Raw genomic sequence first — 22722 nt, 5'->3', positions numbered from 1 at the left:
CTTTATGACCTCCTCATAGCGGCGGTGGTTCGCTCAATTAGGGCTTCAGTCATCGCCAAGCTCCCGAACAAGCTCCTCTGGACTCCACATACCTTTCACAAAAGCCAATCCTCTAGCCGCCTGCTCGTCATATAAGAATTTGTCCTCCCATAGCCTTTCGATCACTCCACGGACCCCCTTTGGGGAGGCATAAATAGCCGAGTTTCCGAAATACGCCCTATACCGATAGGGGAGAATCACAACTTTTCCGAATGCCTGAGCCTCTAGTACTCCATCGACTAAGGAAAGCCCTTTCTCCTCACCGAAGGGAATCCAAAAGTCAATTGAATTTAAGAAATGTGCGAAACTATGCTTCTCCGGACTAACGTATCGACATTCACTGAGTAACCTTGTAGCCTTTTCGGAAAGCACTGGCGCCGTCCCGTATAAGGAGACTTCTGCAACAGCGTCATTACAGTAAACCGATTGAATATCCTTAAGGAGCGATGGCCACATCGATTGTGGAGCGTTAGAATATCGCCCGATAACTGGTACCTCATGCCATTCAGAAGGTGCTTGAGCACCTTCCGTCACGCCAAGCGCACTGCGCCAGACCCTGTTCTTACCAGAATTGAAATGCTTAACCTCGGAGTTAGGGAATAGGCGCAGAGAGTTGCGAACGACCGTAGACTCTTCGTACAGCCTTCTAGCATCACCTGCTACCGAATCTTGCCAGAGAATTAACAGCCTCTTAACGTCCAACTTCGAAGTCAAGTTTTCGCAGTACTGCAGCACCGAGGGGTCTGGAACAATGAGGTTTGCCACCGTTGCGACGTCTTTCAAAGCCAAAATCTCAACATTGGTATGCTCGGCCAACTCAAGCGTTTCTTCTGATGGAATTCCTGTAGCAGCTTGATGCGGCGAAAATAGATTTACGAGTCCGACTCTCAATCCTCTTTCCGCGGCGATGCGCGCGTCGCGCATTACCTTGTGCTGCTGGAATTCATCCATTGAAAAGTCTGCAGCAATAGCCACGTCAAAAAGCCCGATGCTCTTTCCTCTCATGCCTGGCCGCATGTTTGCTGGCGTTGGCATCGCTTCAATCTCTTCTGTTTCCGGCCAATCAAGCGACTTGTGAATGCGAGAAAAGGAAGCGTGGTAGAACAATCGAGAGGGATCTTGGTAGCCCCGATTAATTTCGCCTGACGTCAGCGACTGTTCATGCGTCCTTGTAAACGACAATGGCAGAGGACAAACAATCGCCACCTTCGTATGACCGAAACGTTCGAGACGCTTCTTAAACTCTTCGTCCGCGCCTCTATTGATCTCATGCCAGGCGCCGAGCGTATCAATCAACTTTCGCTCAAGCATTAGAGAAGAGTAGTTGGCCTGGATGTATTTTGGGTTGGAATTGATCCTCGTAAATTTCAACCCCTCGGTTACTCGGATATGGCGGGATACACAGGCCTTCACCTTGGGATTATTCATCAAATATTTCGCTTGGGTTGCAAGCTTCTGAGGGTGAGACCAATCATCGTCATCATGTACGGTCACAAAATGACCGGTTGAGTGCGCTAGTCCGAGATTACGAGCAGGATATGCACCAAGATTTTCACCCTGCTCTAGAAGAATTACATCCTCATATCGTCCGCAAATTTTTCGTAGGTCGACTACATTTTCGCGACTAGAACCGTCATCAACTACGATGATTTCGAGATTCTTCCAAGTTTGATTGACTAGAGACTCTAAAGTCGTTTCAATTCTTGAAGCGCCTTCGTAAGTTGGAACTATCACCGTGATCTTTGGACCTTCCACGGTCCGTGGAAGAACCAAACCAGACGCCAAGTTGTCGATGCTCAACTCCAACTTTGGGTTTCGCAATCGGATTCCTGCAAACCCACTCCGCTTATATATAGTAGAAACATGAGAGAGCCAAGCCCGGCATGAATTTTCTTCTGCCATCAGCTGATTGGCGATTGTAAAATCAAGCTGCAGCGGAGCTTGCATTATCTTAGATTTCGAACGGCAAAGAGCTACAGCTTCGTCGAACTTTCCTAAAAGCTCCAATACCTCAGAAAAGAGAATCAAATCTCGCGCTTTTAATATCGAATCTTGTCCCAGCGCGAAAAAAGCTTTGTAGATGTATTCAGCGGTTAGCAAGTCGCCGTTGTCAAACCGTTGGTTTGAGATTACACGCGCCAAGGCGGCTACGCTATCCCAATCCCATGCTTCTACGTCTCGAAGAGCACCTTCGTCACCTTCTTCACAACTTCTTAGCTTCGACATTAGCGAGTTGATTCCGCCCGATAAACCAGACGCCTGAAAAGCTAAGCTATCTCTCACCAAAACACTCCGGTTACGGAGTGCGAATTTTTCCAACTGACCAATCGAATTTGAATGTACGGCTCCGGCATACTCAACGCTGTTTGCATGGACACGGCTTAGAAATGGCCGTTTCGCCGAACTGTCACTAGAAAGTATATCGCGGTTCGACCGCTGGTCGCTCCGTCCTGACTCCCCTTGTCGAGCATCAGATGATCGATTGGAATCCTTGACTACAGATTTACGTGAACCAAATTCGGTGCCGTCGACTTGCGTTTGAGTGCCTTCGGATGGTCTGTCTCTGAGTTCTCGCGTAGTATTGCGAACTTCAAGGATCGTTCTACTAATACGCCCGACCGATCTAACAAGGTACCGGTGAGTGACGGCCGATAGTAATACAACTGCCATTAAAACCAGCAGGATGGCGACTAGTCCCAACTCGAGGCGCCAGAAGGTTAGCAAAATGCCTACCACAGCAAGCAATATTCCGACTACCGCCACTGCTCTCGACTTGTTCATTTCTTCTCTTTCCAGTTAGTCGTGCTCAGCCGGTTGTCTGGAAGCTAAGGACGCAAATAGAAGCGCCGCTTGCTGAGCACCCTTTCCTCCGTTTACTTCGGCCATTCGAGTTTGAATTCGAGTTCTCTCATTACGATCCGATAAAAGAGAAATCTTCTCTCTAAGCTCGTCCGTATCGAGCGCGAATACACCTAACCCAGCTTCAGACAACCCGCGAGCTCGCGCGACTTGATCATCTGTCTTCGTCAGTTCATTTGGCAAAAAGACTCCTGGAAGTTGGAACTCGACGGATTCCTGAACCGAGTTATACCCCGCAGCAAAGACTCCGAATTCGAAGGCTCGATATACGCGTGACAGCGGGTAGTAAGAAATCGAGTGGGCATTCCGCAACGATGCTCTTTCGGACAAGGGGTTTTTTACCACTACGGGCACCCAATCACTACCAAGTGATTGTACTGCGGATAAAGCCACCTCGAGTGCACTATCGATCGAGTTTATTCGGCCAGCGCCGAGCTGAACCAGCACTGCCTTCTTCCCTTCAGGAAGATCGAGAATAGCCCTAGCGTCTTCTGCAGAAAACTGGTCGGAGGAATCGCCAAGTACGATTGGGTTAACGTACTTAACTTCGATATGAGGACCGCAATCAACCTCTTCTTGAAAGCCGTAATCTTTGGGCACAACTACATAGTCGCAATACTGTCGTGCATTATGACGTTGTTTACTTCGGGCATCGACATCCGGTTTCCAAGCACCGCGTTGAAGCCAAGTTAACTTCACGCCAGCTTTACGGCAAGCCGCAGTTACGCCGCGATATACGTAAGTTCCATCAAATACCACTAGGTCCGGCTCAAAGCTCTCGATTGTCGCTTCTAAATGTGCCTGCATGAAGCGGTTCCAGATTGTTCCCGACATACCCAAGTCACCGTAGGACGGAAAATATAGGATTTCCCGGGGATCTCGACCAATTGTCTTGTACGCAGAAGACATTGTATAGATAAGCACGTCGGCATCAAGATGTTGGGCCACAGCATTTAATCGCGTCAGATGCCCTAATCCCGCACCGTTACTGGTCACCAAGAGCATACGCTGACGACTATTCTGCTGCGGGAAAGCTTCAGAGATCCTTCCCTTTAGCACGTCAAAGTTTGCGCTTGATGGCGCTTCCATAACTCCTGAAATATTTCTTACCATCCGCAACGCCTTTTTTAAGCGCGCTGAATAATACCCGAACGATTGTCGCATTCTATCGTCACTGCCTCACAAAAGCCACCCGGCTTTCGCTTTGTGCAAAAGCCGGGTGGCAATTCTCAAACTATAGACGATCTGACGATTCGTCGATGATTCCGCAAGTATCCAAGAACAAGCTAGAACCCTTTTGAAGAGCAGACGCATCATAGGGAGAATGAGCCTGCAGCAGCACCACGATATCAGCATCTGAAACCGCCTCTTGCAGGTCCTGTTCAGAAGTAAGGCTTTCGCCGCTTCCAATGTTCCAGACTGGAACGAACGGATCGTGGAACCGTACATTGGCTCGCCGCTTAAGTAGCTCTCGAGCAACTGGAATAGCTGGCGATTCCCGCTGGTCTGCAATATTTGGCTTGTAGGTAACTCCGAGCAGCAAAACTGTCGAGCCATTAACAGCTTTCTTTTGATCGTTCAGCTTCTCGGCGATTCGCTCAACGACATAACTCGGCATGGAATTATTAATCTCTTGAGCAAGCTCAACGAACCGCAATGGGTACCCCAAACGACGACGAACCTCGTAGGACAAGTAGTTCGGGTCAATCGGGATACAGTGACCGCCGACACCAGCGCCGGGAGTAAACTTCATGAAGCCGAAAGGCTTGGTAGCAGCACCTCGAATTACTTCCCAAATATCAATTTGAAGTTCATGACAAACACGAGCCATTTCGTTAACCAACGCAATGTTTACGTGACGGAACGTGTTTTCCAAGAGTTTTGCGGTTTCCGCTTCCTTCACACCGCTAAGGGGAACCACTTCGTCAACAAAGGACTCATAGAATTCGACGGTCTTCTCCGCCGCCGTGGCGTTAATTCCGCCCACCAGCTTAGGAGTGTTCTTAATACCGAATTTTTCGGAACCAGGGTTGACACGCTCAGGGCTGAACGAAACGTAGAAGTCGCGCCCTGCCTTAAGCCCCGACTTAGCCTCCAGAATCGGAACACAGATATCCTCTGTAGTACCTGGGTATGTAGTTGACTCCAGAACAACTAGGGCCCCCGACTTGATGTTCTCGCCCACCGTCGCAGACGCAGACTCGACATACGCCAAATCAGGAGCACCTGCCTCGCCAAGAGGCGTTGGTACGCAGATCACAACGACATCAGACTGTCCTACCACCCCAGCATCAGTCGTTGCTTCGTACCCCTTGTCCAACATTTCTTCAATATCACCGTTAGACAGGTCGTCGACGTGAGACTCACCACTATTCAGTTTAGCCACGGTCGCTTCGGAGACGTCGAGGCCAAATACTTTCCATCCTGAAAGGGATGCTTCCTGAGCGAGTGGAAGCCCCACATACCCCTGGCCAACAACGGTTACAGTCTTAGTCAATTTTTTCTCCTATGAGCAAAGCCCGATTAAGAAATCAAGTCGTCAACAATTCCTTCTTAGATTACCCTACCGCGCTCGCACCTTCACCACTAGGGCTAATGAGTCAATTCTTCAAAGGTACAAGCAGCTTCGAACCAAAGCTGATGAAACCGGTTCCTATGCAGGATATAGGACCGGTAGCTGACCAACCTTCAACTAGCAGTACAATTTTCCCCGGTCGGAAGTGTCTCGGAATAGCTCAACAGTACCTACATCACTTCCGAAACTTACGCCCGACAATCTAATGCATGGTTGCGTCCCCTAACGTGGTGTATCTGTAGCCCGCGGTAAGTCTTGTGCCGGTGTGCATGAAGGCGACCATCGCGGGTACCTTTCGAATCAACTCTTACCTATCCTCGAAAGGAAGTACCCTGCGATGGCCGCTGACCCTCATCATATCGATCCGACCGCGTATCTCGAAGAGCTACTGACTCAAGCGTCCCCAGATTTGATGCGCCAAATGCTCACTGACTTCATCAACCAGATTCTTTCCGCCCAAGCAGACACCGTCTGCGGGGCTGATTACGCCACCGTGTCAGCCGAGCGCACCAACACACGTAATGGCTACCGTCATCGCCAACTTGATACCCGAGTCGGCAGCATTGATGTGGCAATCCCGAAGCTACGCACCGGCGCATTTTCCCTGACTGGCTGCTAGAGCGCCGCAGCCGCACCGAGCGTGCCCTGACCACAGTCATCGCCACCTGTTACCTGAAAGGAGTCTCCACTCGCAGGATGAACGACCTGGTGGCCACCCTTGGGATCAACAACTTGTCGAAGTCTCAGGTCAGCCAGATGGCCAAAGAACTCGATGACATGGTCGATGACTTCCGCACCCGCCGGCTTGACCAAGGCCCCTACCACTTTGTCTCCTGCGACGCGCTGACAATGAAGGTGCGGGAAGGCGGACGTGTCGTAAAGACCAGCGTGTTGCTGGCCACAGGTGTCAACGCTGACGGCTACCGAGAGCTTTTGGGCATGCAGGTTGCCACCGCGGAATCTACCGCGTCGTGGACCGGGTTCTTTCGGGACCTCATCGCCCGTGGCCTGACCGGGGTATTCCTCGTTACTAGTGATGCCCATCTTGGTATTCAAGCAGCCGTGGGTGACTGCCTGCCGCAGGCTAGTTGGCAGCGGTGTCGAACGCACTTCGCGAAGAACCTCTCGGCCCAGGTTCCCAAAACCCAATGGCCGACTCTGTCAGCGATGTTTCACACAATCTTTCAGCAACCCGATGCCGCTAGTGTGTGGGCCCAAGCTCGTGAGGTTATTGAATTCTGCCAGCAGAAATTCCCTCGCGTTGCCACCTACCTCGAGGAGTGTCTCGACGAGCTGTTGGCGTTTACCGCTGCGCCGAGAGCGGTGTGGACCAAAATCTGGTCGAATAACCCCACTGAACGGCTCAATAGGGAGATCCGCCGGCGTACCGATGTCGTAGGAATCTTCCCAAACCGAGACGCTGTTGTGCGCCTTGTTGGGGCGGTTTTGGCCGAACAGCACGATGACTGGATCCAACAGAAGCGTTATATGTCACTGACCAGCCTGGCACAGACCAAAGAGATCATCGCCGCTGGGGTCATCGACGAGGACCGCGACAACAACCAGGAGATCGCCGCGTGAATACCCTCACCCCTTATCCCCGAGATGGCCCCTAAACCACCGCCATGAAACTAACCCCAGATTCGAAAACAGATACACCACTACCCAGGACTTGACCATCTAATGCATCTCTGCGTGCTAGCAAGTTCTGTGAAGCCCAACTGCCTCAAGATTAGAGGCTGACTTCGCCTATCATCCTGAAGGGAATTTAAGCCCCAACGGACGACTCGTAATTCCTCAGCCGCCGCGATTTCATCAGCAGGGCCTGTCACATTTCCACTAGCGCCAGCTCAACAATCCATTGACTTTGGGCATTTCACAATAGAGCCCAAGAAACCCCTCTTGTCTTCAGCTTGCTTCTCGTCAAATGCACCCAGTCCCGATGGTCCCTACTTTCGAAATAGATTCTCGGCTCACCGGCAATCTATTGCGGATACTGCGTGTTGAAAAATCTTCTTGCTTCACTATCAAGCAATATGCTCGGCCTCTGATAGTCCACTTTAACTTCCTCGATGATTCGGGCCGCAGTATCCAAATCCTCTTCAGCGCGAGCTTTGTTCCAACGCTCATAGGGCTTCGATATTTCTCGTACCGACCCATCAGAAACGACTTCACCATCATTAATCCAGATAGCACGGCTGCAATGCTTACGAATGCTCGATGCAGAATGTGAGACTAACAACATTGTTCCCGTTCCGTCCAGAAACTCATCCATCCGCTTTTTCGCTTTCGCAGTGAATGCGGAATCTCCTGTCGCAAGGGCTTCATCAATCAATAGCACTTCGGAAGGCGCAGCAGTTGCAAGGGCGAACTTCAACCGCGCTTTCATACCTGAAGAGTATGTTTTCAAGGGACGATCTGCGGCCTCTACCAAGTCCGCCCACGCGATCACTTCCTTTGTCAGCGCCTCCGCCTCACCGGTACCCATTCCTTTTGCAAGAAGACCCAGCTTTGCATTCTGAGTACCGCTCAAATGACTTTGTAGCGCACCAGAAACGCTCAGAAGGGTCGGCGCTGCGCTAACCAAGACATCTCCAGATGTAGGTGCGATACCCCCAGAGATAATATTCATTAGCGTTGATTTTCCGGAACCATTCTTCCCCAAGACTCCGATCGCATCGCCCTCGTGAGCGACAAAAGAAATTGATTTTAACGCTTCAACTGTCGTCCATCCGCCACGATTAAACAATCCCCGAGCAGAACCTGCTTTAGTTAACTTGTAGGTTTTAGTGAGGTTCCGAACGACCACCGTTGCGCTATTGGACATTTGCATACCTCTCATCAGCGGACCAAAAATAGACGTATCCTAATATCGCCACCCCGAAAGACCAGGCGCTCAGGTAGACAAGGGTGAAAAGTCCCGGCGATTCCCCATCAAGAACGAAACACCTCACCGCAAAAAGGAATTGATATATGGGGTTGAGATACATTATCTCCATCACAACGCGATGGCCAGCATATCGATCGATTGTAAAAAATATTCCTGAAACGAAAAATAGAGCTCTAGTTATGAGCGATATCGGAGTACGCATGTCAGGAATAAACGCAGTAATTCTGGCAACAAAGAATGAAATTCCCAAGTTAAACAATTGCATGAGAATAAACAATGGCACGACGAATATTGCCTGCCAATGAATACCGCTGCCAATTTGAAATAAGCTTGCAACCACTACGGCAACCAAGGCGGGCGCGATAGAGTCCAGCAGTGTCTTCCAGCCATTCGAAAATACAACCGCCGCTCGGGGGAAATTAAATGAAGTAATCAAGGCTCTAGCACCTTGCACCAACCCTGTTCCGGTCGCGAATCCCCTAGTTGAAAGACGGTAAAACACAACTCCGATTGTCAGAAATCCTAGAAAGTTGTCAATACCGCGATTAGTCTTCAAAACAAGTCCAAAGACCAACCCATATAGCAGCACCTGCAAGAGTGGGTCGAGAACTATCCACGCTTTTCCCAAAAAAGTATCACTTCCACCCCTCAGAGCACGACCTCGAGCCTCAGCTAGGATGAAGTTCTTCCTGCCCCACAACTGACGCGTATAGTCTGCTAAGGACGGCCGCGCTCGGAGACGTTGCAGTTTTCCGTCGTCGACCAAAATCATGTTTCGACTACCCATCACAAATCAGTCTCCAACTCTGCGTTCCCCGTGAGCCCTGTGGGCTATCACTTTTCCGGTAAAGTCGAGCAAACTCTTACCAAGGAATTCCTTTCGGATCCAGTCCAAATAGACACTATGCGCAACGAGCAAGACCGTCATCGTCTCCGGAGCGAGATTGTCCCGGTGAAGACAGAAGTTGACGTTTGAAAAGCCCTCTAGCTCCTTGGGTCTCTCGGCTACGTAAGGGTCAAAGGTATGAATTCGTATTTGCGGATACTTTCTTGCCAACCTGCTAACAATATCGATGCTAGGCGATAGCCTAAGATCATCAACATTCGCTTTAAAAGACAAACCTAAAACGTTAATTTCACGGCACCGGCCGTCCTCGATTTGTTCAGCGACCTTTTCGACCACCCACTGTGCCTTGAAGTCGTTCACATCCCGAGCAGTCTGGATAATACGGCTTCGATTGGGGGCGGCCCCCACGATAAACCACGGGTCAACCGCAATACAATGACCGCCGACTCCGGGGCCTGGGTCGAGTATATCCACTCTAGGGTGGCGATTCGCCAACTCAATGACTTCCAGCCCGTCAGCGCCAATTTCATCTGCAATCATCGATACTTCATTAGCGAAGGCTATATTGACGTCCCGGAAGGCATTCTCAGTCAATTTCGCTAGCTCGGCCGTTTTACTATCAGTTGTCGATATTTCACCACTACAGATTCCCGCATAAAGTTCTTTGGCACGTTGAATTGCCACAGAACTATCGCCTCCCACGATGCGACTATTGGAACGCAGCTCTTCAAATATCGCTCCTGGCAATACTCGTTCGGGGCAGTAGACAACATGTACCGAATCTTGAAGTTCCTCCTCGAAAGTCAAGTCCGGTCTCTCGTGCACAAGCCGTTTGCGTAATCCTTCTGTTGAGCCAGGAGGAGAGGTCGACTCGATTACAATGAGTTCATCACCGACCAGCAAATTCGAAATCGAATCTACGGCTTCCTCAACCATCGACATATCGACTTTCTTGTCTTCGTTCATGGGAGTGGGAACTGCGATAATATAAGTTCGAGCCACAACTGGTCGTAGTGAAAAACGGAGCCGCCCAGAAGATACCGCGTCCCGCAATTTGTCCTGAATCCCATGTTCCGGAATGGTACTTTCAGCTTGCGCTAATGCTTCGAACTTTGACCGATCATTGTCCACGCCCACTACGTTTGGCAATAGTTCCGAAAAGACTAAGGCTGTTGGCAAGCCGATGTACCCTAGCCCAATGACGCAAAGATCCGGCCGTTCACAGTCTCCAGACAGTTGAGTACCCAACATGCCACCTTTCATTCAGTCCATACGTCGCTAATTAAAGCTCCACCTACATTAGTCCATGTTCTTTGCTTAACCCATAAAAGGGCATTCCTTGCTTGATGCTTTCCTCGAGCCACTTCGTTAAGACATCTACTTAGCTGGTTGGCATCGCCGGCTGGAAAGTAGCTAGCTAAGCCCCCAGTTGCCTCTCTGAGTGCAGGAAGGTCGGACGCGACTACCGGTATGCCACGCGCCATCGCTTCGAAGTGTTTGATTGGAGTTACTGTTCTAGTAACAGCGTGATCTCTCCGCGGTAGCACAAAGATATCCAGCTTCTTATACCATTCTCCGATTTCAGCGTGCGGCTGTGGTCCCGCAAACCGAACGCGGTCTTGAAGTCCTAGGTCAGCAACCCGCTTTTCAAGAGAGGCCTTTTCCCCGCCTCCTCCAACTAAAAGCACTTTGAATCGTTCATCGGTAAGAGCTAGGGCGTCAAGTAATATGTCAAAGCCTTCATATCCGACCAGCGACGAGACACTTCCAACGACAATTTCGTCTGCAGTGTTGAGCAACGAAGAAGTGTTGAGTTGAGGCGTTTCTTCATTTAAACTCTCGTCTACTCCGAAAGCATTTGGCAAAACTATGGGTCTCGAAAGGGAGACTCCCCTTTCAGCGAATGACAATTGTGAGACTCTACTCAGGAAGATTTGAGCTCCCGACTTTGCGACAGCTTCATTTTCCTTCTCCTTAGAACGGGCATAGAATTCGGAAGCCTTACTGCGGTCCTTGAATGGTGCTGCTAACCAAGTAGCCTCCGGTTCACCTCGCACTTCGTATGCCCATGGGATATTCAAATTGCGAGCAACCTCAGAGACAACGGAAGCCCTCTCAAAACTTGTCGTAGTAATTATTAGCTGTGCACTACAATTTCTAGCTTCCCTTTCGAGCAACTTTACAGCTTGCCGACGTCGCGACCTAACTTTCCAACAATATCTCCACGGAATAAGCCTGACGAGGCCTTGCTTTCGCTGATTTAAGCGGGTTTCTCTCTCCCACCGCCCAACCACCAAGGGATATCCAGCTCTCGTGCACACTCTTACAGGAATTCCATTTCGGCGTAGCAGAAATGCAACATTTTCTGTTCTAACTGCATAGCCCGAAGTGGTATGTGGGAAGGAATTGGTTACAAAATATAGCGTAGGTGCACTTCTTGCAATTTTAGAAAAATCCTTAGAAGGGTAAATCGGAAAATTGAGACGCTCTCGAGCCTCTTTCAATCTTTCAATCTGGAAGTAATTCAAGAAACGATTCTTCTTCGAAAGACTTTCTAACCCTTCGGTAAAATTTCCCTCTTCGTAAAAGGTACTCCGCCTTTTCGAGTACCTCCAAGAGAGCAGGCGCCAATCCTCGCCAGCTCGCCCAAAACGCAAAAACGCCTTTTCAACGAACTCATCAAAGTGAATTAGGATTTCATGCGAGACAAACCCCAGAAGAAAGTTGACTTTTTTTAAATCCTCCACAACCTTAAGAGGTTTTATCATTAGAACTTCCTTCTTTCACGCCAAACAGTGTGGCAAAAAGCTCTGCGGGTACATTTTCTTTTCGCTCTTTGCGGACCCATTCCTTCGGTTCATTTCCCACAATCAACAAGTTCGGCTCTCGCGTTAGAGACTCCCATGCAGTTGCCAACAAATCAGGACGGCCAGGCTCCACAACAATTCCAGCACAATTTTCGAGAATAATATCAGCCGTCTCCCCCTGTACAACTGCAGTAATGTGCATTCCAGCTTCCATCAACTCATACGTCTTGGAAGGTACAGCCCGTTTTAAGGGCTCCCACTCAGCCAAGTGCACCAATGCGGTATCCGCCCACTTATAGCACTCCCACAACCTTTCAGGACCTGCTTTACCCTCAAACTTTGCATCAACACCCAGCTCATCCGCAAGCTCTTCTAATGCCGCCTTCGCTGCTCCGTCCCCCAATAGCTTTAGGCTAATATCTACTCCCCTCTGTCTGGCAATATCCATCGCGTAGAGCGCATTCGATAGCTGCTGTGCCCTACCAATCGTTCCGGCGTAAACCACCTTGAGAGGTGCCTGTTTTTCCGCGTCTTCCTTTTCAATCTTTACAGGACCTGGAAATACATTTCGAATAACGCCAATTGGAATTTCCGGATACCCTAGTTTTTTCCTTCCTTCTTGTAACTCCGACGCCAAAAGAGACGAAGTTAAGATCAGACCATCAGCTTTTTCCAGGCAGGCGTTAACAAATATTTCAACCAGCAGAATTAGGACTTGCGCAGGCCCCTTACTTAGGAATTTTTCCCGAAGTGATGGTTCTCCAACGTCCTCGTTCCACCGTTCCCAGTCCCTTAGGAGATCGGGCCAAGCGTCCCTCAGATCAATAATGTAGGGCTTACCCAATAAACTAGCGATCATTCGTGTAACAACAGCCGTAGGCAGAGCTGGGACTGTACCGATGACAATTTCGGGGTCAAATTCACGTAACAGCTGCTTCCTAGACACAGCAGCCCAAACCATGCCCAACGCAACCGTAGCCTGATTCAAAATCCTCAGAGTTAACGACCGCCCCGCTGGGACAAATCCTGAACGAAGTATCTTTTCGCCGCTTTCCCCAAACTCAACAAATTCCGCCGGCTTAAACAGCCTTTGACGTCGCCAGGTCCGAAACGTCACGTTTCGACTGAAATTGGGCGGCGGCGCAATTACGAACACCTCATGTCCGGCCTCGACCAACATTCGGCTAAGCCATGACCACCTTCTCTGCGGCACGCTCGCTTCAGGAGTCCAATATTGGCTAACTACCAAAATGCGCAACTGCAACCTTCCTACCGCATCTACATTGGCACATGGGCCGAACCCTTAAACACGTAAATTAAACATTACCACCCTTAACCCCATTCTCGATGAAGTCACAGAGACCACCACTCTATATACAATTTCCCCCGATGAGCAGCTAATTTGCTTGCTCTCCTAGCTCCCTATATAGTTATATCTCGTTGCACAGAGCAAGGCCACTTGCTTAGCAGCATACGCATAATCCTCCATAGCTCAGTTGGCAGAGCATTCGACTGTTAATCGAAGGGTCACTGGTTCGAGCCCAGTTGGAGGAGCAATTTCCCGCTTAGCATTCTAAGCGGGAATTTTTGCTTTTATTTCCGGTAGCCTATACAACCCAGCGACTGGGTAGCACCTCTTTCAAGGTCTCTTTTGAGGCTCAGCCTCGATTTAAGAGGCAAAGCTTAAGGGCAATTTAACTTCCGTATCGGCGCCCCACATGCACGTCCACTCCGCCGAATAGGCTGAAGCAGTTGACGATGATTTCTGGTGCATCTATCGGAAGGTCGCTTGGGTTGATGGCGCCGGGCTCCACCTTGAGGTCGTGGCCGCCAAAAAGTCCGAAGCCGCCGATACGGACTCGGAAGCCTTCAGGGATATAAACATCCGCCCCGCCGAAGATTCCTACGGCATTGATGGTGGTTGTCCGGTTGCGCAAAGCAACTCCAGTGAGGTCGATGTCCACGCCGCCAAAGGCACCTACAGCGGTTAACGTGCGAGCCACTGCCCCACCATTGACGGTAGAGCCGCCGAAGATTCCCAGTGCTAGGGACTGGGGCTGGCCGACCGAAGGCTGAATCTGCTTTATGGCCTGCTGCACCTTGGCAATGGCGTTGGATTCTTGGTTGCCAGAATAGATACTGGCGACCTCGCTGCGATCACCAAAGAGAAGTAACTCTGGATCCTCTACAAGGTCCGCTAAGGGTTCGATGAGCTCGCGACGAGTTGTGGCATCCTCACAATCGGCTGACCGTGACTCAAATTCATCGAGGTTGATCTGGCCGGCCGACAGCGCATCTCCTAGGATGCCTGCGGCCTTCATGCGCTCTTGGTGGTTACAGCGGATATCTAGCGGTTTCATGCCACTATGATATCCGCTATATCTCCCCCATGCGCAGGTTATTTCTTATTCTGGGCGGCCTTGGAGGAATCAACCTCGGGCAGGAAGTCGTCTACGCGCTCGCCTACTCCGGTCAGCTCCGCGATGGCGGCGACGGTGCGCTGCGCGCCCTGGCCATCGCCGTAGGGGTTAACGGCGTTGGCCATGGCTTGGAAAGCGGCGTCGTCGGAAAGCAAAAGCTTAGCCTCGGCCACGATAAGCTCACGGTTGGTACCCACCAGCTTTACGGTGCCGGCGACAACGGCCTCGGGGCGCTCAGTATTTTGGCGCATGACCAGGACCGGCTTGCCCAGCGCGGGAGCCTCTTCCTGGACTCCGCCGGAATCAGTAAGGATGATGGTCGCGCGGTTTTGTAGCTGCGTGAACTGGTCATACGGCAGTGGATCGGTAATGACGATATTCGGCAGGTGCTCAACCTCTGGGAGAACCGCCTCGCGTACCTTGGGATTTAGGTGCAGCGGCAGAGCGAAGTTAATCTCCGGGTAAGCCTCAGCCAGATCCTTGACTGCGCCGCCGATTTCCTTCATAGCTTCCAGATTCTCGCGGCGGTGGGTGGTCACAACGACGAGGCGCTTATCCGAATCTGCAGCTTCCTGCAGAGCTGGATCCTCGAACTTGGTGTCCCAGGATGCTGCTTCCAATAGGGCATCGATAACTGTGTTGCCAGTGACCACAATGTCCTTGGAGCGCACGTTCTCGCGGCGCAGGTTTTCCATCGATCCAGCGGTAGGAGCCAAGTGCAGCTCGGCTACCTGGCCGATGAGCTTACGGTTAGCCTCTTCTGGGAACGGCGAGTGGATGTCGCCGGTACGCAGGCCCGCCTCCAGGTGCACAATCTTTACTTCGCGGTGGAAGCCAGCGAGTGCTGCGCCCATGGCGGTAGAAGTATCGCCCTGAGAGATAATGACATCCGGCTGTTCTTCTTCAATGATGGAATCCAGGCCCGCAATCGCGCGAGAGACAATCTCATTGAGCCCCTGGCCCGGCCTCATCAGGCCCAGGTCGTGCTTTGGGGTGATGCCGAACATGGAATTGACCTGCTCCAGCATTTCCTTGTGCTGACCCGTAGAAACCGGTATGGAGTCAAAGCGCTCATCATTATCCAGCGCTTTGATCACTGGTGCGATCTTAATGGCCTCGGGCCGAGTTCCGTAAACGCACATAACCTTAGGTCTACGCATGGAACTCCTTTTGATCTTGGTCAAGCGTTTACGAAAATTTGAAAATATTTTATCCCTCAGCCCAAATAGTCGAAAAGCTGAGGTAAAGATGTTGGCGTTGATGGATTTACCCGCTGATGCTCACTGCGCCGTCTGGGGTGATGGCCACCGTGGCAGCCATGGCGCGGGCTAGGTCGAGGCGCTGCCACGAGCCGCCTTCGGCCTGCCAGTCCAGCGGGTTGCCGGCCGGGCGCGCGGTCTGGCGTAGCACCTCGGCACGTTGGTCCCAACTGAGCTCTGGATGGGATGCAGCTAGCAGCACTGGGGCGGCCTGTGGGACGATCATCGGAGCGTCGGTGCGGTAGCGCGGGGCGAAGTCATAGTCCATGAACTTCGAATATTCGGCGACCGCATCCTGGGTGGAGCGGTAGTCAGTGCCCTCTTCCCTATCCTGGGCCACCAATTCTTCCACCGTCTTGCCGGTGCGCCATTTGATCTCTTTGCGCACCTCCATCGAGGCTTGCCACAGGGCATTGCGCATGCGCTTGTCATTCAAGCGGTCGGCCGCGGCGGCCTGGCCAGTCATACGCCCGCCGATGACATCCAGCGGGTAATGCACGCCCAGGACCACGCGGTGGTTGCCGGCCTCCGCGCCGCGCAGCATGAGCTGTGGGCCTACCTCCGGCAGCATGAAGGACATCAGCGTGGTAATCCACGTTGCCTGATTGGTATGGCCCGAAGGGAAAGCTGGCGAGGTGGGATAGAGATCCTTGGAGCCATCGTCGTAGCGCTTAATCGCCTGCGGCGCGCGCTGGTACGGGCGCTGATAGTTGAAGTAGTACTTCTCAGACATCGTGGAATTGGCCAGTCCGCCTGCGCGTGCAGCGTAGCCATTGCCTAGCAGGTATTCGGTTTTGGGCAGGCGGTGCTCGGCCAAGGCGGCGCGGAAGGCATCGCCTAGATTCTTGCCCATGGAATCAGAGACGGCGTTGAGCACGCTGGTGGAGCTGGCTTTGGCGTCGGCCTGCGCGCGCCGGATCAGAGCGGGGTCGCCGGCTGCGGCGTTGTTGATGGCTACGGCCTTGTCCATATTTTCCTGGCGGATTTCTGGCTGGGCCTTGATGTGGTCAAAAAGCTGGACTACCTGCCAGTAGTTGCCAAATTGATAAGACGAGACATCGGATTCAAAGCCTGCGATATAGTCCGTGCTAAACAGCTCTGGAACTGGGGCGCCGGGGTGCTGGACCGGGGCTGCGCCGGAGGTGCGCTGGGTGACGGGCTCACGCAGCTGGGGCACGGTTACGGGGAGGGCTGCGGCCGCCGGTGCGAGGGTTATAGTCAGTCCCGTGGCCGCGCAGAGGGCGAACACCCGGGCTGCGGGTCGAAGTTTATTCCGATAGTTCAACGTAGAAACCTTTAACTAGCATCAAATTCCTACGAATAATATCCAGCTAAAGTTACGGGGAAGTGAACGCGACGCTAAACCCGCATGCACAATTGCGGATTGGTGGGTAGACCTTTGCGGTCACCACTCAGCACTCTTCAGGCCAATTGGGGCCTTGGTGCGCCGCGGCGGCCTCCGGTTTGTGGCCGGAGGATTCCGCAGAAATGCTCGCGGTAAAAAGCGCGGCCAGCGCTACTGCCGAGGCCGCCGCCGGATCCCTGCGCTTGTTATTTTCCACACACTTAAACTAGCGCGTATTCCGCCCCATGAAAAGCGCTAGTCCAATGCGGGGCTAGCGCTACCCCTCACTCGTGGCTGGCGGCGCGCGGCAAGGCTTCGCGGTAGGCTGGTGGGGAACTTTTACTCGCACAGAAATAAGGGGACACGCTAGATAATGATCCAATTCGTCTTCGGCGCCGCAGCAGGATACGTTTTTGGCACTAAGGCTGGCCGCAAGCGCTACCACCAGATCAAGGGCGCCTACGAAAAAGCCGTCAACTCCCCCGTGACCAAGTCCGCCGTCACCTCGGCACGCAAGGCGGTAGCTAATCGCCTGGACCCAGAACCTCGCATGCGCGAGGTTCGCGATTTGTCCTCCAAGCGCAAGGGCAAGGGCCGGCTGCGCGGATCGCAGGTGGATAATGCGGACCGCATTTATGAGCCCGATGAGGACTAGGTCGGTTGCAGGTTAGCCTGTAGGGCTTCCCCTCCCCTCGGCGCGACGACGATTTGGTCGCGTGCCGAGAGGAGATTTTTATGCTTGGGGAGGCGTGCCGCGGAAGGCGCGGTCATTAAGCTCGCGGCGGGCCTGCTCGAGGGCAACGAGGTCGGCGAATAGCGAGTTATAGCTCGCCTCATCATCGGAGGGACGCATGCGGCCGAGGCGGGCCTTGAGCTGGGCTATCTGATCGCCCACCACGGTTTCTTGTAGGCGGGAAAGGACGGAGTCTGCGTATTTTTCGGGGCCGACGTCGGTAGGCAAGATTGCTTCTACGGCGAGCTCGGAGACGAAATTGCGGCCGGTGAGATCCTGCATCTCGCCGGCTACTGCAGCAATCCATTCCACGGCCGGCATGGACGCGCCCTGGGCGGCGCCGCCCGCGGTGGATATTGCCTGGCGGACGAGGCGGTAGGCGTCGTTAGTATAGGCGTCGGCAGTAATGCCATCGAAGTACGAGCCCGCCACCTGCGGCATCTGCAAGGCCAGCTTGAGGGCCTCGCGCTGTGGCCACAGGTGGGTTTCCTTGGGGCTCGGCGGATGGATCATCGGCACGTCCTGCTGCGCCGGCTGCTGCTTCGCGTTGTCGAAGCGGCGGATGGTCGGTTTTTCAGCCTTCTTGGGCTTGCGCGCCTCCGTGCGGACCTGCTGGAGGACCTCCTCTGGGTTGGCCCAGCCCACCCAACCGGCGAGGCGGCGGGCGTACTCGCGCTGCAGGGGCTGGTCGCGGATCTGCGCTACCACGGGGACCGCGCGGCGCAGGGCCTGCAGGCGGCCCTCCGCGGTATCGATGCGGTACTCCGCGATGACGGATTGAATGACGAACTCGAACATGGGGATGCGGTCCGCGATGAGCTCGCGCACGGCGGCATCTCCCTTCTGTAGGCGCAGATCGCACGGGTCCATGCCGTCTGGCGCCACAGAGACGAAGGACTGGCCGGTGAATTTCTGCTCACCATCGAAGGCGCGCATGGCGGCCTTCTGCCCTGCCTCATCGCCGTCGAAGGTATAGATGAGCTCGCCGTTGAAGTAGGAATCATCCAGCATCAGCCGGCGCAGCACCTGGAGGTGCTCGCCACCAAAGGCAGTGCCACACGATGCCACTGCGGTTTTCACGCCGGCGGCGTACATGGCCATGACGTCCGTATAGCCCTCTACCACCACGGCCTGGTGGTTATCGGCAATATTGCGCTTGGCCAGATCGAGGCCGAAGAGCACCTTGGACTTGTGATAAAGCATGGTCTCGGGGGTGTTCATGTATTTGCCGAGCTTGTCGTCGTCGAAAAGCTTGCGGGCGCCAAAGCCAATCACGTTGCCGGATAGGTCCTTGATGGGCCACAGCAGGCGGCGGTGGAAGCGGTCGATGGGACCACGCCTGCCCATCTTGGAGATACCGGCCGCCTCCAGTTCCTCGAAGGAAAAGCCCAAGCGCAACAGGTGCTTGGTGGCGGTATCCCACCCCTCCGGCGCATAGCCGCACTCAAAGTCATAGATGACCTCGCGGGAAAAGCCGCGATCCAACAGGAAATCGCGCGCAGTGGCCGCCTGCGGCGTCTCCAATTGCTGCCGGTAGAACTCGTGCGCGGCCTTATTCGCAGCGATGAGGCGCTGGCGGGTACCAGGCTTCTCATTGCGCGCGCCCGTGGAACCGCCCTGGTAGTTGATGTGGTAGCCGATCTTTTGCGCTACCGCTTCCACTGCCTCTGGAAAGGAAACCTGCTCCATTTCCATCAGGAAGCTAAAGACATCGCCGCCCTTGCCAGTGGAAAAGCAGTGATAGTAACCGCGCTGCGGGCGCACGTGGAAGGACGGGGTCTTTTCATCCTTGAAGGGGCTAAGCCCCTTGAGCGAATCATGTCCGGCGGGCTTGAGCTGAACGTACTCGCCCACGATTTCTTCTAAAGGCGCGCGTTCACGGATAGCTTGGATGTCGCTGTCCGGAATTCTGCCTTTTGCCATGCGTACAGACTACCCCGCGCGCGGCGGGAATGTTCAAATGGCTAGGCCAGGATGGTGTGGTGCCTGTGGGTTCACGGTTTGGGCGGAATTTACCCTCTGATGGGGTGTATTCCGCATGCCTTTACCTACCCCCGTGACGGGGGAATTTTTGGCCTTGTTGGGAGCGCCGGCCGATTTCGGTATTCACCGCTGCACCTGCAAGAATAAGGGTATGCCCAAGTCCCAAGCGTCTAAGAAATCGCTCCCAGTGGCCCTCGGCGGCCTTGCGCTTGCCGTCGTTGCAGGCTACTTCGGCTTCGACCTCGGCGGCGATGGTGATTCCTCTTCTTCGCCGTCTGAGTCCGCAGGTGGCGCTAAGGCTGGCGACACCGATACCTGCGAGATGTCCTCCCTCCCCGCCGAGGCCAAGGACACCGCGGACGACATCTTGGCCGGTGGACCCTACGACTACCCGGATAATGACAACGCCCGCTTTGGCAACTACGAGGGACGCCTGCCGCAGCAGGACAAGAATTACTACCGCGAATACACGGTAGAAACCCCGGGCAGTAAGAACCGCGGCGCCCGCCGCATCATCACCGGCGGCGGCAGCGAGACCGACCCGGACGTGTGGTACTACACCGATGACCACTATGAAAGCTTCTGTTCTATCCCGGACGCGGAGGAGTAATAATGCAACGCATCCTCATTACTGAACACATCCGCACCCGCGCGGATTTCTTCAACGCGCTAGGCCGCACTCGCGGCTGCGAAGATTGTGGGCCACGCAACCTCGATGACCTCGCGGACTTCCTGCGCGAGCAGCGCACCACCGTCATCATTGCCTCCCACATGGAAATCGCAGACGCGGAGTTAGAGGGCGTTGCCACCGTTTTGGAGGATCAGGGCGTGAAATTGGTGCGCTAGCGACTCAGGCCCTGGGACTAGAGCTGGGGCTGGGGCGTTAGGTCCATAGATATCAGGCCGAATTGAGGGGTATGAGCTCTCAATTCGGCCTTTTCGCGCTCAGATCGGCCCGATGAGTTTCGACCTAACTCTAACGGTACTGGGTGGGCCAGGTTTAGCTGAGGAAGCCCGATAGCTCCGCACTCCGCCGGGCTAGGCGCTCTAGGCGGGACTCGGTCATGGAGGCGATCTGGTCGATGATGGCGCGGTCGCGTGCGGCATCGGTATCGGCCTGCTCCCACCACAGGCGGAAGGTGGCGTCGAGGGAGCCGGGGGCGCCGGCGACGAGGTAATCGTAGACGCGGTAGATGCGCTCGCGCTGACGGTCTTGGCGTGCGAGGTGGGCGGGCTCGTCCATGACGTAGAGGACGGCGATGGTTTTGAGCAGCTTGACCTCTGCTTCGGCTTGCTTGGGCACGATGAGGTTGCCGTGCATGCGGCCAAGGCTATTGGAGGCGATGAGATCAGCATTGGCCTCGCTGGTGGCGCCGACGGTCGCGCCGACATAGCGGCCGACGAGCTCCGAGGTCATCTTCTTCAGGTTGGCGTAGTCGCGCAAGGAATAGTCAAAGTCACCGATGGCGTTGATGACGCTTAAGTTGCGCAGGCTATCGGCTGCTTCCAAGAGCTCATCGGCGGTGCCGCCGAAAGCCTTGGCGCCCTTTTCTGCCAGTTGGGCCAGCTCCACCAAGTCCCAGAGCACGTTCAAAGAGATGCGCCGGGAGATGATGCCATCTTCCACGTCGTGCACGGAGTAGGCGATGTCATCGGACCAATCCATGACCTGGGCCTCGATGCACTTGCGGTTACCGGTATGGCCCTCGCGCAGCCAGTCCAAAAGGTGCGCGTCTTCGTCGTAGGCGCCGTACTTGCGGTTGGTGGTGCCATCCGGGTTGGTCTTGGTCCACGGGTATTTGCAGGCGCCGTCGAGGGCCGCGCGGGTGAGGTTGAGGCCAAAGCTCTGGGGTTCGCCGCGGGCATCGTCCACGATGACCTTCGGTTCCAAGCGGGTGAGGATGCGCAGGGTTTGGGCGTTGCCCTCGAAGCCGTTGAGGGCAACCTCATTGAGCGCATTTTCGCCATTGTGTCCATAGGGTGGGTGGCCGATGTCATGGGTAAGGCCGGCCATATCGCAGAGATCGGGATCGAGGCCGAGCCCAGCACCGATGCTGCGCGCAATTTGGCCTACCTCCAGCGAGTGGGTCAGGCGGGTGCGTGGAGTATCGCCATCGCGCGGGCCGACGACCTGGGTTTTATCGGCCAAGCGCCGCAGGGCTGCCGAGTGCAGCACACGGGCGCGGTCGCGGGCGAATACGCCGCGATGTTCTTCCACGGTATGGAAGGCTGAGCCCTTCGGCTTTTCATCGGCCAAGCGGGCAAAGTCGGCGGCGGAATAAGAATAGGACACGGCGTCAAGTTTATTCCGCCAACAGGCCTTGTGGGTGAGCAACGTGGCTTAAGCACGGTCGTCTTCCTGCTGAATCGTCTGATGCCGCAGCTTCTGATTGGGGCGCAGCACTTGTTCTACACGGTAGAAACCATTGCGCAGTGCCGCGGCGCCGCGCGGCGGCAAAAGACCGGCCACCAGCGCGTAGGCCACGCCACCGGTTTCGTGGGCAAGGTAGCGCCACCAGGGCTTAGAAAAGCGCGCGGCCGGGTAGTACGGCGTGCCGGAGACGGTGGCAGTGATGCCCTCTTGGCGGGCGATGAGGGCGGTGCGCAGGCGGTGGAGGGGATCGGTGATGATGGTGGCGTCGGAAAGCGCGAAGGCTTCCTTGACCGCTTTCAGGGAGCTGCGGGTATCCATCCCCTCCTCTACCGCGTGGACGGTCAGGTGTGGGAAGTGCTCGCGCAAAAAGATGCGGCCAACGCCGGCCTCAGTAAACCTATCGCCGGGCAACTTGCCGCCCACGGTAATGACCTCTAGCCCTTCGGCGGTGGCGAGCTCACCGGTGTGGCGCAGGCGGCCGGCCAAAATGCGGGAGGGGCGGCCGTCATATTGGGCGGTTCCTAAAACAATTGCGTACTTCACTGCCCTATTACACTACCCGCCGGAGGGCAAAGGGTAGCCGGTAAAGTG

The 22722-nt window shown here is 54.3% G+C and carries 18 protein-coding genes, 1 tRNA gene and 1 pseudogene; 5 read left to right on the top strand and 15 right to left on the bottom strand.

Annotated elements, in window-relative coordinates; translation table 11 throughout:
• Window positions 1–45: 45 nt before the first annotated feature.
• From MHY24_RS08410 to MHY24_RS08400, 3 genes are all read right to left on the bottom strand, one after another.
• Window positions 46–2820, bottom strand: a complete 2775-nt coding sequence (locus MHY24_RS08410; protein ID WP_239229653.1) for a glycosyltransferase family A protein — start codon at window positions 2818–2820, stop codon at window positions 46–48.
• A 15-nt stretch (window positions 2821–2835) separates the two neighbouring features.
• Entirely contained in the window at window positions 2836–4011 is a 1176-nt protein-coding gene (locus MHY24_RS08405) for a hypothetical protein (RefSeq protein ID WP_239229650.1), read from the bottom strand.
• 121 nt (window positions 4012–4132) lie between these two features.
• Window positions 4133–5395, bottom strand: a complete 1263-nt coding sequence (locus MHY24_RS08400; protein ID WP_239229647.1) for a nucleotide sugar dehydrogenase — start codon at window positions 5393–5395, stop codon at window positions 4133–4135.
• Window positions 5396–5810: 415 nt separating this feature from the next.
• Here MHY24_RS08400 and MHY24_RS08395 point away from each other — a divergent pair.
• A pseudogene (locus MHY24_RS08395) lies at window positions 5811–7054 on the top strand (IS256 family transposase).
• A gap of 403 nt (window positions 7055–7457) precedes the next feature.
• Here the strand turns inward: MHY24_RS08395 and MHY24_RS08390 are convergent.
• Genes MHY24_RS08390 through MHY24_RS08370 form a run of 5 tightly spaced genes read right to left on the bottom strand, consistent with a single transcriptional unit; the run spans window position 7458 to window position 13197 of the window.
• Window positions 7458–8300 carry an ABC transporter ATP-binding protein gene (locus MHY24_RS08390; protein ID WP_239229627.1) on the bottom strand — a complete coding sequence of 281 codons (843 nt, stop codon included), beginning with the start codon at window positions 8298–8300 and terminating at the stop codon, window positions 7458–7460.
• A complete protein-coding gene (locus MHY24_RS08385; RefSeq protein ID WP_239229625.1) occupies window positions 8290–9135 on the bottom strand; it encodes an ABC transporter permease in 846 nt (281 codons plus the stop codon). Before MHY24_RS08385 ends, MHY24_RS08390 begins: the two co-directional genes overlap by 11 nt.
• A gap of 21 nt (window positions 9136–9156) precedes the next feature.
• Complete coding sequence (locus tag MHY24_RS08380) at window positions 9157–10461, bottom strand: nucleotide sugar dehydrogenase (protein ID WP_239229623.1); 1305 nt, start codon at window positions 10459–10461, stop codon at window positions 9157–9159.
• Between the two features lie 8 nt (window positions 10462–10469).
• Window positions 10470–11978 carry a glycosyltransferase family 4 protein gene (locus MHY24_RS08375; protein WP_239229586.1) on the bottom strand — a complete coding sequence of 503 codons (1509 nt, stop codon included), beginning with the start codon at window positions 11976–11978 and terminating at the stop codon, window positions 10470–10472.
• Window positions 11962–13197 carry a glycosyltransferase gene (locus MHY24_RS08370; RefSeq protein WP_239229584.1) on the bottom strand — a complete coding sequence of 412 codons (1236 nt, stop codon included), beginning with the start codon at window positions 13195–13197 and terminating at the stop codon, window positions 11962–11964. Before MHY24_RS08370 ends, MHY24_RS08375 begins: the two co-directional genes overlap by 17 nt.
• A 301-nt stretch (window positions 13198–13498) precedes the next feature.
• Between MHY24_RS08370 and MHY24_RS08365 the strand changes: the two genes are divergently transcribed.
• Window positions 13499–13571 (top strand) — tRNA-Asn (locus MHY24_RS08365).
• Between the two features lie 140 nt (window positions 13572–13711).
• On the opposite strand, the gene MHY24_RS08360 is transcribed toward MHY24_RS08365, so the two are convergent.
• The 4 genes from MHY24_RS08360 to MHY24_RS08345 form a co-directional block, all read right to left on the bottom strand.
• Complete coding sequence (locus MHY24_RS08360; protein WP_239229582.1) at window positions 13712–14377, bottom strand: DUF1707 domain-containing protein; 666 nt, start codon at window positions 14375–14377, stop codon at window positions 13712–13714.
• 38 nt (window positions 14378–14415) lie between these two features.
• The gene (wecB, locus tag MHY24_RS08355; RefSeq protein WP_239229580.1) at window positions 14416–15597 is read right to left on the bottom strand and encodes a non-hydrolyzing UDP-N-acetylglucosamine 2-epimerase; all 1182 of its coding nucleotides are present in this window, start codon (window positions 15595–15597) and stop codon (window positions 14416–14418) included.
• A gap of 106 nt (window positions 15598–15703) precedes the next feature.
• Window positions 15704–16981: a phosphatase PAP2 family protein gene (locus tag MHY24_RS08350; RefSeq protein ID WP_239229578.1), complete on the bottom strand. Its 1278-nt coding sequence runs from the start codon at window positions 16979–16981 to the stop codon at window positions 15704–15706.
• A gap of 127 nt (window positions 16982–17108) precedes the next feature.
• A complete protein-coding gene (locus tag MHY24_RS08345; protein ID WP_239229573.1) occupies window positions 17109–17258 on the bottom strand; it encodes a hypothetical protein in 150 nt (49 codons plus the stop codon).
• A 156-nt stretch (window positions 17259–17414) separates the two neighbouring features.
• Between MHY24_RS08345 and MHY24_RS08340 the strand changes: the two genes are divergently transcribed.
• The gene (locus MHY24_RS08340; RefSeq protein WP_005324241.1) at window positions 17415–17696 is read left to right on the top strand and encodes a hypothetical protein; all 282 of its coding nucleotides are present in this window, start codon (window positions 17415–17417) and stop codon (window positions 17694–17696) included.
• A 78-nt stretch (window positions 17697–17774) separates the two neighbouring features.
• Here the strand turns inward: MHY24_RS08340 and dnaG are convergent, their stop codons facing one another.
• Entirely contained in the window at window positions 17775–19697 is a 1923-nt protein-coding gene (gene dnaG / locus MHY24_RS08335) for a DNA primase (RefSeq protein ID WP_239229562.1), read from the bottom strand.
• A gap of 211 nt (window positions 19698–19908) precedes the next feature.
• Between dnaG and MHY24_RS08330 the strand changes: the two genes are divergently transcribed.
• Both MHY24_RS08330 and MHY24_RS08325 read left to right on the top strand, forming a co-directional pair.
• Complete coding sequence (locus MHY24_RS08330) at window positions 19909–20367, top strand: ribonuclease domain-containing protein (RefSeq protein WP_239229664.1); 459 nt, start codon at window positions 19909–19911, stop codon at window positions 20365–20367.
• 2 nt (window positions 20368–20369) lie between these two features.
• Window positions 20370–20603: a barstar family protein gene (locus MHY24_RS08325; protein WP_239229560.1), complete on the top strand. Its 234-nt coding sequence runs from the start codon at window positions 20370–20372 to the stop codon at window positions 20601–20603.
• A gap of 154 nt (window positions 20604–20757) precedes the next feature.
• On the opposite strand, the gene MHY24_RS08320 is transcribed toward MHY24_RS08325, so the two are convergent.
• Window positions 20758–22050 (bottom strand): deoxyguanosinetriphosphate triphosphohydrolase, encoded by a 1293-nt coding sequence (locus MHY24_RS08320; RefSeq protein WP_239229550.1) that lies wholly within the window; start codon window positions 22048–22050, stop codon window positions 20758–20760.
• Window positions 22051–22098: 48 nt separating this feature from the next.
• The gene (locus MHY24_RS08315; RefSeq protein ID WP_239229548.1) at window positions 22099–22674 is read right to left on the bottom strand and encodes a YdcF family protein; all 576 of its coding nucleotides are present in this window, start codon (window positions 22672–22674) and stop codon (window positions 22099–22101) included.
• Window positions 22675–22722 lie beyond the last annotated feature (48 nt).

The organism is Corynebacterium sp. ACRPQ (genome assembly GCF_022347225.1).
Classification (GTDB): Bacteria; Actinomycetota; Actinomycetes; order Mycobacteriales; family Mycobacteriaceae; genus Corynebacterium; species Corynebacterium tuberculostearicum_D.
Note: the sequence above shows the minus strand (reverse complement) of the source record. Positions and strands in the feature narration are given on the sequence as shown.